We start from the raw sequence: 14260 nt of genomic DNA on the forward strand, positions 1-14260 counted from the left end.
CGGAGGGAAACGCAGAGGAACGCTGAGGATGAGAATTAGCATTAAGTTGCGTTTCTAAGAGTGTTTTTTTTATATTTATGGAATATGATATCGCGGCTGTTGTTGAGGGTTATGCACAAGGCTATTTTCTCATGGCTGATGATAGCGATCGCTTGAGTTGGTACGGAAGTCGCGATCGAACTTTTATTCCTTTGGATGAACGGTTTCGCTACCCTAAGTCTTTGCAGCGTGTCTTGAATCAAGAGCGTTTTAGTGTGGCTATTAATCGGGATTTTGAAGCTGTGGTGGCTGGGTGTGCTGACAGAGAGACAACTTGGATTTCACCGGAATTACAAAAGATTTACTGGCTACTTTACCAGAGTGGTTATGCTTTTAGTTTTGAAACTTGGCAGGGTGACGAATTAGCTGGGGGAATTTTAGGGATTGTTATTGGTGGGGCTTTCATTGGCGAGTCGATGTTTTACCGGATTCCTGAAGGCTCGAAGGTAGCAATGGTAAAGTTGGTGGAAAGGTTGCGTCAGAGGAAATTTGTGTTTTTTGATGCCCAAATGATGAATCCACATTTGGAGAGGTTTGGGGCTTATCGGGTTGAAGATGAAGAATATCAAGTTTTACTTAAACAAGCGTTGCAACGTCGTTGTTTATTGGTATAAAGAGTGACGATTTTTCTAACAGAGCTTTTCTCTGTTGTGTAATAATAATACCTGAATGAAGGTGTGATTTTGAGGCTGTTTGTTGGGCGATAGATAACGTTTTAAGAAATCATAAGGTAAAGAAGTTCAGTTATGAAGTGTCTTGTTGACTACGTTAAAGCGATTGAGGGTGCAACCAGCCCTTGCGAGATTGTAACCAGTGACTTTCAATCGGAAACAAAACACGATCAAACAGGTAGCACTATCGAGATAACGAAGCGAGTTCACCATTTTAAAGATGGAGTATCAATTGAATACGAACGTGAATATGATGATGGGGGATCTTACCCTGGATGCAAATAGTTTTGGTATACCTATAGAGTAGTCCATACTCACGGATTTGAATTTGAGGGAGAGATAACCAAACTTTTTCAGAGTCATTCAGAAGTTGACAAATGGTTGAAATTGGATAATAGCTCAGATTCTTAGTAAGAAGTGATGTCAGCAACGTCTACCTTACATATACTAGGTTAAAGACTATCTCCGAGTGAAACCGTATGTCAGACTTACTTGGAAGAATTACAGTTAATCCCAAACAATGTGGTGGTCGTCCCTGTATCCGGGGCATGAGAATTCGGGTATCAGATGTACTCGACTTGTTTGCGGCTGGACTCAGTGCCGAACAAATCCTAGAAGAAATGCCCGATTTAGAAGCGGATGATCTTAAAGCAGCACTTATATACGCTTCACGTAAGCTCAATCATCCCGTTTTGGTTGCATGACAATCTGGGTAGATGCACATCTGTCACCAGCAATTGCAAGTTGGATCACCATCACATTCGGCATAACGGCATTAGCTTTGCGTGATGTTGGGCTGAGAGATGCCGAAGATCCTGATATTTTCGAGGCAGCTAGGGCTAGAGGAGTCATTTTCATCACCAAAGACAGTGACTTTGTTGACTTAGTTAATCGTTTTGGAAGTCCACCACAAGTTATCTGGTTGACGTGTGGTAATACGTCAAATGCAAGATTGAAAGAGATTCTAAATTCAACATTGCTAGAAGCATTAGAGCTTTTGCGATCTGGTGAAGCTTTAGTCGAAATCACAGGAAATTAACAGTGCAGGCTAACAAAAGCGATCGCACTCTCAAATCCCTTACACTTTTTCTTCAGTAACTAATGTCAGACTAACCCATTCGCCTTTCTCGTCATAGCTGCGAATCATCCTCTGGCGCAGATTTGACTGGATTAACCAACCCGCTTCCAAAAATAAGGGTTGACGTAATTGCACCTTTAGCGGAGAAGTTGCAGAAGCGCCATCAGGTAACAATAATACTTGTATCTGCTTTTGGGGATCTTGGTCAAAGAGAACGATGGAACCTTTAATAGTAGCAGTTGAGGTAATTGTGCGATGGCCAAAAGAGGTAGTTTGAATTAATCGCCCAGTATCATCAAGTTGTATTTTCAAAGTTGTAGAGTAAATATCAGGCGATCGCAAATCTCGATATATTGTCACTGCTTCGCCAAGCCATTCTCCCAACAAATCATTTATCTGCAAAGGTGGACGTTCTGTTGCTGGGCTTCCGGCTAGATGCTCTCGAATTAGAACTAGTCTACTTAGATTACCAGTTTTATCAAACAGTTGCACCAGACGTAAGCGGCGATTTCCATGAACAAAAGCGAGTTCTGCACCGAATTCGGAAAATGGACCTAGCTGAATTAAACCCTCAGAAAATGAACCATTTTCAAACAACAACAGACCCCCTCCCACAGAACTAAATTCTCTGATTACATCATCTCCTCCCGAACGGCTCAGAGTTAGTAGCACTGTTTGGTTATTGTTCAAACCTTCTAGAGAAAGCCGGCTAGGAGTATCGGTCAGAAGTGTACCTTCGGGAGAAAAGTTGGTAAATGAACCTTCCCATACACCGAGATTTTGCAGAAAACATTCCCATTGTGATTTCATAAGGTTTTGTCATTTGTCATTTGTCATGGCCAATGATTAATGATTAACCTTTGGCAAAACGTCGGACAGCGAATAAGCTTCCCATTAATCCTACAGCTGCACCGAAACTTAAGAGAATCAGAGGTAATAGTAAAATTTGGGCTGGAGTGAGTTGCACCCCGTTGGTGATAGCTTGAATAAATTCAGGTTGATTGGCTAGCAACTTACCGAGAAACTGTTGAATTACTGAAATAAAACTCCAAGCGATCGCACCACCAACCAAACCAAAACTAATTCCTTGTAAAATAAACGGGAGGTAAATCCAAGCTCTGGTTGCTCCCACAAGTTGCATAATTTCGATTTCCTGGCGTCGCGCCATCACAATCAGCCGAATTGTGGTGGTAGTCACTGCGATCGCTGTTAAAGTCAGAATAATCGTAATTGTTAAAGTAATCCAGTTCAGACCTTGGTGCAATTGGGCAATGCGTTTAACTGCTTCATCCACATACTGCACCGTATCAACTCCCGGTAACTTAGCCAACTGCGTTGCTAAAGTTGGTACAACTTGAGAATTACGCGCCTTCACCTTCATCTCGTCAACTAAAGGATTCTCACCTAGCTGTTGCGTAGCCCCCTCAATATCAGAAATTCTCATTTCCTTAACTAACTTAGCCCAAGCCTGCTCTTTGGTAATGCTTTGTATCGCCGCTACCTCTGGCATTTTTGCAATCAGTGGCTCAATGGTTTCTACCCGCGTATCCGGTTCGAGATAAACTGAAACTTCTAGCTGACTACCAAACTGATAGAGGAGTTTTTCAACTTGCCAAGAGGTTTGCAAACTCAACCCGAATAAAAATAGTAACACCGTTACAGTACTTACAGCTGCCCAATTCATCCAACCTCCCCGCAGTAAACCGAGGAAAGTTTCTTTGAGCAGGTAGTCAAGTTTCGTAAGAGATTTAAACACACATCACCTCAAAATTTCAATGAACTTAACCCCTTGGCGCTAAGTTCAGCTTTTGCGTCTTTGCGTCAATAACACCACTATTTATAGTCAATAGTGCAAAGTTTGCCAATACATCAGCTTTTATAAATTGCCACTTCCTTCCTGCTCCTTTGCTCCTGTAGGCTCCTGAGCAATACTGCTCGGTTTTTGCATTTTTCGATAGTGTTTTACACCTGTAGAGACGCGAAATTTCGCTTCTCTACACAAGGTTTTTGGTCTTATCCGAGTAGTATTGGGCTCCTGGTCTCTCGACTATTTACCTTATCTTGGTGCTATTCACCATACATAAGACATCTCCGAAAATTAAACCGACTTTCCGCACTTCATCGTGTAATATGCGTAGATTTCCCATAGGTGGAAAAAAATGGTTAAATCAACAACATAAATCGCCAATGGTATTCAATATTAATACTTAATAATTTGAACATTATTAGGAATTTTTATTGAAAAGATAGATAATACATTTTGAAGTGCGGAATGTGGGTTAAATATCTGCAAAATGAAACCCTTGTAGAGACGCGAAATTTCGCGTCTCTACATTCTTTTTCGGAGATGTCTATACACTCACTGTCGCTCTTAGAGTTATTGATAACAATTAGCTACCTGTTCTGCTTTCTAAGCAATTTTACTGTTTTTATAACCGACTTCAAAAAAGGGGCAAAATAGTTTGGTAATTTTACGATGTTTAGTATCTGAGGAGAGGTGTAAATTTAAAGGAACAAACAAGATTGATTGAAGGAAATTTAGATTATGAACTCCTTAAATAAAGCCAACTTGGATAATAACTTCTTAAGCCAGATCCGATATCAACTTGAGTCTGTAGAAATACATAATTATCATGTAGCCAAACTATTGTGCAAAGTAATTCCCTCCAATTGTCCTTTTGAAAGAACTGTTACAGTTTTCGGTCGGACTCTGCTTCAGATTCCACCTTTGTGTAAAATTAACCCTCTATATGAACAAATAGTTGGCCTTCGTTTTAAATGTTTATTATATTTAGTCAATGAATGTGGTGAGGATGCAAAAAAATATTGTTAAATACAGGTTTCCATCAATAAAAAATAGATTGAAAAATTCTTTTTACTAAGTAAGATTGATATAGCGGTTATCATTAGGATATTATTGTCAACAAAAGCCTAAAAACAGCTTAAGTGTTGGCTGCTTCACCCGCCTGGAACTAAAGTTAAAGGCTACAAGCTAAAGTATACTGAAGTAGATTTCATATTTTTGGCTATATTTAGTTATCTTCTCTAAAAGATGCACTCGTGTTCGCTTAAGTAAGTCGGTGAGAATAAATCAAATTAAACCACGTCTATCTTGAAACCTATAGTTCTTCCATGATGAAAAGGATTTGCCCTCATCCCCCAACCCCGAATCCCAGAGAGAGGGATTCGGGGAGCCAGAATTTCAAACTCCCTCTCCCAGAGAGAGGGAGAGGAATTTAGGGAGAGGGTGAAAACTACGGTTCTCAACTAAGATTTGGTTTAGATTAAGTAATGTAAAAAATATTGAGATTATTTCGTAGTGAGCGGCTCCAGTCATCATTTGAAGACTAAAGTCCTCTCTAGGGACTTGCAACAAATAAATTATCCAATCTTGTGGGGTGGGACAGAAAGCCATTGGTGTCAACTTAACGTCATCCCCTAACCCCGAATCCTATTTTGGGATTCAGGGAACTAGAGAATTTGCTCCCCTCTCCCAAAAATGGGAGAGGGGCTGGGGGTGAGGGCAAAACTCATACAGTCAGAAGATTTCAGCTTAAATTGCAAAGCACTAGCTCCCCTAAATGTATTTCAAAAATCAAATATGAGTCTTATAGAATAAAGATAGTAAGAATTTCCACTATCTAGCCATCAAGACTCATGCCTTCTGAAATTGCTGTAGAGAAAAAAAAGTTAAAAAATCCACCTTTGGAGCTTCATTATTTAGGCGATCGCGTCCTGCGTCAAGCTGCAAAGCGAGTTGCGAAAGTAGATGACGAACTCCGCCAAGTGGTGCGCGAAATGTTGCAAACTATGTATAGCAAAGATGGCATTGGTTTGGCTGCACCCCAAGTGGGAATTCACAAACAACTAATTGTCATCGACCTAGAACCAGAGAATGCAGCTAATCAGCCCTTGGTGTTGATTAACCCCATCATTAAACAAGTAAGCCGCGACATCTCCGTAGCCCAAGAAGGATGCTTGAGCATTCCCAACGTATATTTAGACGTAAAGCGCCCCGAAGTCGTAGAAATTGCCTATAAAGACGAATACGGTCGTCCCCGGACATTAAAGGCTAATGACCTTTTAGGACGCTGCATTCAGCACGAGATGGATCACCTTAACGGCGTGGTATTTGTAGACCGTGTGGAAAACTCCTTGACTTTAGTCGAGGAGCTATCTAAGAATGGCTTCTCGTATCAAGCGGTGAAACCAATAACATAGGTAGGGGGCTAGTAGTGTATTTAACTCCAAAAAGCGGTTTATTTCTGGGTGGTTCTTGTGTAAGCGCGATCGCGGCTGTCGGTTCGATTTTTGAACTCAGTTACGGACGACCAGATTTTGGTTTCACGACCACTGCGATTATCCTGGCATTGAGCATTCCACTTACAGGATTATTTTTCTTTGCCGCAGTGAAGGACGCAAGGGCTAACATGAAATAAGCATCAGGTACATAAAAAAGGTAAAAGGATGAAATAAATGCAAAGTTTATCCTTTTACCTTTTATTTTTGCTCTTCATCTTCCACTTGCCCCAAAAGTTTTTAGCGTCACTAACTGCGCTACAGTTAACCCTGTAACCCCAGCGATCGCTTCTAAAATAGAAGAATGCTGTCAACTCCCACTCAACTACTACGACTGTCTCAAGGACAACTCAACTTACTAGAAGTTTGTCCGCGTAAATTCCAACATACTTACCTAGAAAAACTCAATTCGCCCTCAAATCCAGAACAAGAAGAACGGCAAACTTTGGGTAGTCGTTTTCACTTGCTAATGCAGCAGCGAGAAATGGGTCTGCCAATTGATAGTTTCCTGCAAGCAGATGCTAAACTGCAAAGCTGGATGCTAGCTTTTGCCGATGCAGCCCCAGAAATTTTAACGGCTGCATCTGATAATCAAACTTTCCGTGAGAGTGAACACTACCGCACTCTGCAAGTTCAGGATTATTTGCTGACGGTTGTCTATGATTTATTAATTGCAGATAACCAACAAGCGCAAATTCTCGACTGGAAGACTTATCCTAAACCACCCAATAAACGCAACTTAGAATCCAACTGGCAAACACGGCTTTATTTGTATGTATTGGCAGAAACTAGCGACTATTTGCCAGAAAATATTTCGATGACTTACTGGTTTGTCCAATCTGAGGGAAAACCACAAAATATTAAATTTAATTACAATACTGTTCAACATACACAAATAGCAAAGAAACTTAATCAATTATTAAGCCAGTTAACTATTTGGCTGAAAAATTACCAAAACAACCAGCAGTTTCCTCAAGTGGTGGAGGGTAGCAAAACCTGTGATTATTGTCAGTTTGCTAAAAGGTGCGATGCCGACGGCGGTAAACTACGCACACAAGCTACTGAAGAAGCACTGAAAGATTCATTGCCCAATTTTGACAGCATTCAAGAAGTCTCACTTTAATTTTATCCGCACGATTGTTTTATCGAACTAACAGTTAAAAGTTAATAATTAGGAGTTAAGTAAGTCGGCGCAAATAATCATCACTGGTTTGTAGTTGCGCTGTCTTCGCTGAAGCGCAACTAGGAGCCAAATACAAAGATTTTACTTTTCGTTACATAGGTTGGTTTTTTCTCGCCGACCTACTTATAAATTAAAACTCCAAACTCCTAACTCCCAACTTTCTTTTATGACAGAACAACAGCAGTGGACTATAGCAGCAACCGAACAACCCCCGGAGTGGTTTATCCATGAGGTGAAACAGCATACACCCGCATCAAGGGGAATATATGCAGCACAATTGTTATGGCAACGGGGAATTAAAGATCATCAACAATTAACAGCTTTTATCAACCACAAAGCTTATCAACCAGCGAGTCCGTTTGAGTTTGGGCAAGAAATGCACTTAGCGATCGCCCGGTTGCAACAAGCATATAACATCAAAGAAAAAATTGCCATTTGGGGAGACTTTGATGCTGATGGTATTACCGCCACATCTGTTCTCTGGGATGGATTAGGGCAATTTTTTAAACAAAATACTCAGTTAATTTATTACATTCCCAATCGCCTGAAAGAATCTCACGGACTCAATAATCAAGGGATTGATAACCTAGTAAAACAAGGTTGCAAATTAATTGTTACTTGCGACACAGGCAGCACAAATATTGAGGAAATTATCTACGCCAAACAACTAGACATAGATGTAATCGTTACAGACCATCACACCTTACCTGCCGAACGTCCACCCGTCGTAGCAATTATTAATCCTCATTATTTGCCCAGAGAACATCAACTGTTCAATCTTTCTGGGGTAGCGGTAGCTTATAAGCTTGTGGAAGCATTATATCAAAGTCTGCCTAATATTGCAAGAGATCCGTTAGAAGATTTATTAGATTTAGTAGCAGTAGGATTAATTGCCGACTTAGTGCAGTTAAGTGGAGATTGTCGCTATTTAGCACAGATGGGAATTCAACGACTGCAAGCAGATTTTCGACAGCCAGCAGCAGCGCGTCGCCGTCCGGGGGTGGGGCGATTATTAGAATTGTGCCAAAAAAGTGGCGATCGCCCCACAGATATTTCCTTTGGTTTGGGGCCAAGAATTAACGCCGTTAGCCGCATCCAAGGCGATGCTAGTTTTTGCGTTGAATTATTAACTAGTCGGGATGCCAAACGTTGTAACGAACTAGCCGAAGTTACAGAACTCGCAAACACCCGCCGCAAATCTTTACAAAAAGATGTACAAGCGCAAGTAGCACAAAAACTCACTCAATTAGACTTATCAACCACCAGCGTCATCGTCCTAGAAGATGCCCAATGGCCTGCGGGTGTCTTGGGCTTAGTTGCGGGACAAGTAGCACAAGAAACAGGTCGCCCGACTATTTTGTTAAGTACGGAAGGAGCAGGGGGAGATGGGGGAGATGAGGAAGGAGGAATTTCTCCCTCATCCCCTCCCCTCGCCCGTGGTTCCGCCCGTTCCGTGAATTCTGTCGATTTATACCAACTAGTAAAAGACCAAGCACATCTGTTACATCGCTTTGGGGGACATCCCTTTGCAGCAGGTTTGAGTTTGTTAGTAGAGAATATTCCTTTATTTACAGCAGCGATTAATCAGCAGTTGCGGCAATCTTTAGGTAGTACAACCTTAACGCCAACCGTGCAAGCAGACTTGACAGTAACAGTTGCAGACTTGGGAAAAGAGTTATTTTTAGAACTGAAACTGCTAGAACCTTGTGGAATGGGTAACCCTGTTCCGAAATTGCTAATTCAAAACTGCTGGTTTGAAAATTCTTGGCATCGCAATCAGCAGGATTGGCAAGGGAAAAAGGTACAGTACATTAAAACCGAGTTTGATATTCGGGATGATTCCAGCAGAAGTGCTTTTCCGGGTATATGGTGGGGACACTACAAAGATGAATTGCCCATAGGAAGGTGTGATTGCATAGCCGAATTAGACTATAACACCTTCAAAAAACGTTATGAAATCAGATTAATTGCCGTGCGTCCCAGTGTTAACTCAGCACTTAACACTCGGAATTCCGCACTCATCTTAGACTGGCGTAACTTCTCCACTCCCGACTCCCCTTCGGCTACGCTCACGGAAAGCCCACTCTCGACTCCCCCACTCTTGCTTGAAGATTGTCCTACAAATTGGGATGATTTACGCGCGTGGTTGCGGCGATGTCTAACAATAAGTAGTTCGCAACAATTAGCGATCGCTTGGTCTAAACCCAACCTCCAACCACCTAATCAAATTTGGCTGACTCTTGTCGGAATTGCCAAATATCTCAGTCGCACAAATCAATTAGTTACCCGCGTCCAACTTTTAGATAAAATCGGCATCACCGACCAAACCTTACTTGTAGGAATCAAAGCTTTAAAATATTTAGGGTTCACAGTCAAACTACAAGATCGTTATTTGCAAATCACCTGGTATCCAAGCGATAGTGCAGAAAACTTGGCACAGGCAGCAGTGGAACGATTTTTAGCCGCTGTTAGAGAAGAACAATTTCAGCGACAATATTTTGCTGAAGTTCCTTTATCTACTATTGTGGCGATCGCAAGTTCCGACAATTATATGGGTACAAATTTTTAAAAACCTGACTTCGACTACTATTTTCGGACAAATCCCTTCTATATTGATGAAAATCGCCAGCATCAGCTCCCCGACTTCTCTACGAAGTCGGGGAGCTTGTTGTTCACAAATGATTTAGGATTACTAGATGGTATAACAATCAACTAATGACCGAGGAACTGGAAAGAGCAGATAATGATAGCCCGTGGAAAGAAATTTTAGAAGCTTACTTTCCCCAAGCAATGCAATTTTTCTTTCCCCAAACAGCAGAACTAATTAATTGGGAACGTCCCCACGAATTTCTCGATAAGGAATTTCAACAAATAGCCCGCGAAGCAGAACTTGGTAGGAGATATGCAGATAAATTAGTTAAAGTCTGGCAAATTCAAGGACAAGAAACTTGGCTATTAATCCATGTAGAAATCCAAGCAAAATCAGAAGATACTTTTGCAGAAAGAATGTTTTCCTACAACTTGCGGATTTTTGACAGATTTGCGAAACCTGCCATGAGTTTGGCGATTTTGTGCGATACCGATCCGACATGGCGACCCAATCAATATAGTTATAATTATCCCAATACCAGGCTTAACTTTGAATTTGGAACCGTCAAGCTGCTGGATTATCAAAATCGTTGGACAGAATTAGAAGCCAGCAACAATCCATTTGCAACTGTAGTAATGGCGCATTTGAAGACACAGCAAACAAATAAAAAGCCAGGAGAACGTAAAGCTTGGAAATTTAGCTTGATTCGCCGATTGTATGAATTAGGATTGCAAGAAAAAGATATTCGTAACCTTTACCGATTTATTGATTGGGTTATGATTTTACCAAAAACCTTGGAAGCAGAATTTTGGCAAGAGTTTAAAAAATTTGAGCAGGAGCGGACTATGAGCTACATTACCACAGGCGAGCGCATTGGTTACGAGCGGGGAAAACAGGAACAAGGACAAACACTTGTGCTACGGCTACTACAAAAACGGGTAGGAGAGTTACCACAAGAGGTTCTGGAGCGCATTCAAACTCTTTCCCTAGAGCAATTAGAAGCACTTGGCGAGGCTTTATTGGATTTTACAACCATTGAGGATTTACTTAACTGGTTGGAAGCAAATCAAACAACCTAGAAAATTCGGGTTTAATAAGTAATCAAGCGGACACGATCTGATTAAAAAATAAGCCTGTATTCATTACTGAATCAGGCTTTTGATGTTTATTAATACATTTGCACCGAGAAATTCAGTTTAATTACTGAACGGTGAATCCTTCTGGTCTGATTGCATCTTCCAAATCAACCCCCATCAGGTTAACCCCCTGGATGTTTGCATTTGTAAGATTTGTCTTTTCCAAGTCTGCGCCCTGTAGGTTAGCCGATTGCAGATTTGCTCCCAACAAGTTAGCTTTCTCTAGGTCTGCATCAAATAGGTTTGCTCCCACAAGGTTTGCTCCCAAAAGGTTTACCTTACCTAAATCTGCTCCTTGAAAGTTTGCCCCTTGTAAATTTGTTTGCTGTAAGTTAGCCCTTTCTAAGTCTGCATTTTGTAAGTTAGCACCCTCCAAGTTTGCCGCTTGCAGATTTGCGTCCTTTAGCATTGCTCCAGTCAAATTACATCCGATACATTCATTGGTTTGTAATAAACGTCTAACGTTTTCTGCTACAGACACTATTGGCGATGGAACCGGAGATATTACTGGAGAAGTTATAGACTCCATTGGCGATGTAAGCGGAGATATTACTGGTGCTGGTTCAGATACGGTAGGTATGGATGGTGTTAGTGTTAAAGCTCTAACTGCTTGCTGGTCAAGGAGCGAAAATCCTATTACAAGTACCAGAAATACTGCTGTTACTATCCACTGAGTTAATTTTTTTGGATTTGGTTTATTCATTAGTTCCTTCATAAGCTGATTCGTAGTGCTGGGCTTGCTTTTATAAGAGCCATCAATAATTTGCTTTATTCTCACTTTAGATAACTTGATTGATAACATCAAATATTATTCTGATTCAAATTGATAAATTTAAGTGATTAAAAAATGTTTTTAGATGGGAAGCGATCGCTGATTTTTTTGGTTACATCACAGAGATAGCACCCATCAAGAATTTCGAGTTTTTAGATCGGGTGCCGCAGCTACGCCCGTCGTAGACATCGCCTCATACCTAATGAGAAAGCATTGCCATACTAGGTAAAAGTCGATATGTTTCACTTTTAATTAAGATAGAGAGTCCCAAGTAAATTAAGACAAAGGGAAAGATTTTTCGACCGAAGCGAGTTAAAACGGGAGCAATGAGAGGATTACGAGTCAGGTTGTAAGACAGTAAGCACCACATCCCAACAGTGAAATAGCAAGCACACAGAATTACACCCAAACTTGGAAGATTGCTACTAGCAAATAATGGTACATAGATGCCAATGTTGTTTCCTCCATTGGCAATGGTGACAGCAGAAACGCGGTAGGTTTGCGGATCGCGGATGGTTTCTAATAGTGATTTCTTCTGGCGTCTAGATTTTACAGGAGAGGTTAAGTCAACTGACACAGCTTGCACTGTCACTGTTTCATCTTCTCGGCTGATAAGATTACTGATACCAATGGCGACGGGAAGCAAACCCAGCAAACCAATCCAGGTGGTTGGAACAATCAGACCGCCGAAGAAACCAGGGAGACTAGCGCCTACTAAAGCTGTGAACCCCAGAAATTCACCGAGAACAATATGCTTAGGACGAAAGCTGCGATTGACTTTTCCGAAGAAAGCTGTCAAATATAAATTGTCGTCAAAGGTGGTTGCAAAAGCGGCAGAGATTCCAATAATTAATGTACTAATTAGCCAACTCATAATTGTTGCTCACGATAATTCAATGCTGTTTGTCCTAATCCTTCTCTGCTCCCCGATGTCAGGACAGTTCAGGAAATTTTGTGATTGTTTTACATAACGACAACCAATCGCGGTTCGTTAGTCATTAGCCAGTTCCCCAGTTTTTAGAAGCGATTGCCTCCAATCAAATTGGTGATTTTTCTCAGCAAGATACCTTGGGAACTCATCAACTAAATATTAGGGCTGACAAGCAAATAAGAGCAAATACTCTTGTTTTTCAAAACGATAAATAAAAGTGATTAAAGAAGTGGAGTCACCTAGAAGCCCCCCGTCCCGGAGGGCGGCGCGGGGAGTATTTGACACTCCCCACGCCTAAAGGCGGGGGATTCTAGCATCACTGACGTTCTTTGCTTTTGCAAGTCTTACGACCAACAGAAGTAGGGAGAACATCTCCACTAGCGTTAGTTCGGGGTTGCCCACCCCTACCGTTTGCACGATTTAAAATTACTTTGGCAGCATTCACATCACGTTGTTCAATATGATTGCAATGTGGGCAAGAATGAGTCCGAGTGCTTAAAGACTTCTGAACTCTAGCACCACAGTTTGAACATTCCTGGCTGGTGAAGTGGGGAGGAACTGCAATGATTTCCCTCCCAAACTTCTCGCCAAAGTATTCGAGCCACTGACGGAAGTTGTACCAAGAAGCATCACTAATACTTTTGGCTAGCTTGTGGTTTCTTACCAAGCCGGAAATATTTAAGTCTTCCATGACCACCTTAGCGTTAGCCAGGGTTAAGTTACGCGCTAGTCTCTTAGCGTGTTCATTCCTTTGTCGTGTTACTCTTAAATGCTTCCGGGCATAAATACCACGCGCTTTTGTTCTACCAGATGACCCTTTTTTCTTCTTATAAATATTGCGTTGAACCCGTTTGATATCTTTCTCGGCTTTACGCAAATATCGTGGGTTTTCTTCGTGCTTGCCCTCTGAATCAGAGTAGAAATATTCCAAACCAACATCAATACCGATAACAGAAGTAGTTAATGGTGCGTCTTGCTGGTTATCCAGCTTGACGTGAAGCTCGCCACGGGGATACTCCCCGGTGGCAGACTTCACGCAAAATTGCACATAACAACCGTCGGCTCTACGCACAATCCGAACTCGTTTAATTAGTTCAACAGGGTATTGATGAATATCCCATTTACCCAATAATTTGAGTTCGCCAATACCTTTTTTATCAGTGAAAGTTATTCGGCGTTTTGTTGGGTGTAATTTCCAACCGGAAACTTTATACTCGACAGAACGGCTGTGTTTTTTAAACTGTGGATAACCCTTTTTACCTGGGGTTTTCTTCTTGCAGTTGTCGAAAAATCTGTTGATAGCACGTTCTACATTTTCAACTGACGCTTGACAGGCATGACTATTTAAATTGTTGACAAACTTAAATTCTGAACGTATTTGAGTGTTGTACTGATACAGTTCTTTTTTACCAACGCCACGATTGTCCATCCAATACCTAAGCACTTTATTGCGAACAAATTGACTTGTACGAATAGCTTCGTCTATCGCTGTTGATTGGGCTTTTTTGATGACTGCCTTATATTCAAGTACCAACACTCTTGAATCACCCCCTGGTTTGTT

15 protein-coding genes are annotated in these 14260 nt (G+C 41.3%); 10 read left to right on the plus strand and 5 right to left on the minus strand.

Features of this window, described 5'->3' with window-relative positions:
• Positions 1-77: 77 nt before the first annotated feature.
• The 4 genes from aat (at position 78) to V7K32_RS23770 (ending at position 1749) form a co-directional block, all read left to right on the plus strand.
• Complete coding sequence (gene aat, locus V7K32_RS23755) at positions 78-653, plus strand: leucyl/phenylalanyl-tRNA--protein transferase (RefSeq protein ID WP_334996557.1); 576 nt, start codon at positions 78-80, stop codon at positions 651-653.
• Positions 654-785: 132 nt separating this feature from the next.
• Positions 786-995: a hypothetical protein gene (locus tag V7K32_RS23760; RefSeq protein ID WP_334996559.1), complete on the plus strand. Its 210-nt coding sequence runs from the start codon at positions 786-788 to the stop codon at positions 993-995.
• Between the two features lie 194 nt (positions 996-1189).
• On the plus strand, positions 1190-1414 hold the full coding sequence (locus V7K32_RS23765) for a DUF433 domain-containing protein (protein WP_334996561.1): 225 nt from the start codon (positions 1190-1192) through the stop codon (positions 1412-1414).
• Entirely contained in the window at positions 1411-1749 is a 339-nt protein-coding gene (locus V7K32_RS23770; protein ID WP_334996563.1) for a DUF5615 family PIN-like protein, read from the plus strand. The genes V7K32_RS23765 and V7K32_RS23770 overlap by 4 nt, the downstream gene beginning before the upstream one ends.
• Positions 1750-1788: 39 nt before the next feature.
• On the opposite strand, the gene V7K32_RS23775 is transcribed toward V7K32_RS23770, so the two are convergent.
• Positions 1789-2598, minus strand: coding sequence for a DUF3598 family protein (locus V7K32_RS23775; protein WP_334996565.1), 810 nt, complete (start codon positions 2596-2598; stop codon positions 1789-1791).
• Positions 2599-2641: 43 nt separating this feature from the next.
• A complete protein-coding gene (locus V7K32_RS23780) occupies positions 2642-3544 on the minus strand; it encodes a cell division protein FtsX (protein ID WP_334996567.1) in 903 nt (300 codons plus the stop codon).
• Between the two features lie 789 nt (positions 3545-4333).
• Here V7K32_RS23780 and V7K32_RS23785 point away from each other — a divergent pair.
• From V7K32_RS23785 to V7K32_RS23810, 6 genes are all read left to right on the plus strand, one after another.
• Positions 4334-4621, plus strand: coding sequence for a Mo-dependent nitrogenase C-terminal domain-containing protein (locus V7K32_RS23785; RefSeq protein WP_334996568.1), 288 nt, complete (start codon positions 4334-4336; stop codon positions 4619-4621).
• 824 nt (positions 4622-5445) lie between these two features.
• Positions 5446-6009, plus strand: coding sequence for a peptide deformylase (def, locus tag V7K32_RS23790; protein ID WP_334996570.1), 564 nt, complete (start codon positions 5446-5448; stop codon positions 6007-6009).
• 14 nt (positions 6010-6023) lie between these two features.
• Positions 6024-6227, plus strand: a complete 204-nt coding sequence (locus V7K32_RS23795; protein ID WP_100899691.1) for a hypothetical protein — start codon at positions 6024-6026, stop codon at positions 6225-6227.
• A 164-nt stretch (positions 6228-6391) separates the two neighbouring features.
• Positions 6392-7210, plus strand: coding sequence for a PD-(D/E)XK nuclease family protein (locus V7K32_RS23800; protein ID WP_334996572.1), 819 nt, complete (start codon positions 6392-6394; stop codon positions 7208-7210).
• A 226-nt stretch (positions 7211-7436) separates the two neighbouring features.
• Complete coding sequence (recJ, locus tag V7K32_RS23805; RefSeq protein WP_334996574.1) at positions 7437-9839, plus strand: single-stranded-DNA-specific exonuclease RecJ; 2403 nt, start codon at positions 7437-7439, stop codon at positions 9837-9839.
• A gap of 146 nt (positions 9840-9985) precedes the next feature.
• Positions 9986-10939, plus strand: coding sequence for a DUF4351 domain-containing protein (locus tag V7K32_RS23810; protein WP_334996576.1), 954 nt, complete (start codon positions 9986-9988; stop codon positions 10937-10939).
• A gap of 121 nt (positions 10940-11060) precedes the next feature.
• Here V7K32_RS23810 and V7K32_RS23815 read toward each other — a convergent pair whose 3' ends face one another.
• From V7K32_RS23815 to V7K32_RS23825, 3 genes are all read right to left on the minus strand, one after another.
• Positions 11061-11699 carry a pentapeptide repeat-containing protein gene (locus V7K32_RS23815; protein WP_334996578.1) on the minus strand — a complete coding sequence of 213 codons (639 nt, stop codon included), beginning with the start codon at positions 11697-11699 and terminating at the stop codon, positions 11061-11063.
• A 268-nt stretch (positions 11700-11967) separates the two neighbouring features.
• Positions 11968-12642 (minus strand): cadmium resistance transporter, encoded by a 675-nt coding sequence (locus V7K32_RS23820; RefSeq protein WP_334996580.1) that lies wholly within the window; start codon positions 12640-12642, stop codon positions 11968-11970.
• 373 nt (positions 12643-13015) lie between these two features.
• Positions 13016-14236, minus strand: a complete 1221-nt coding sequence (locus tag V7K32_RS23825; RefSeq protein ID WP_334996582.1) for an RNA-guided endonuclease InsQ/TnpB family protein — start codon at positions 14234-14236, stop codon at positions 13016-13018.
• Between the last annotated feature and the right edge of the window lie 24 nt (positions 14237-14260).

Origin of the sequence: Nostoc sp. (genome assembly GCF_036917635.1) — a bacterium.
Lineage (GTDB): Bacteria > Cyanobacteriota > Cyanobacteriia > Cyanobacteriales > Nostocaceae > Nostoc.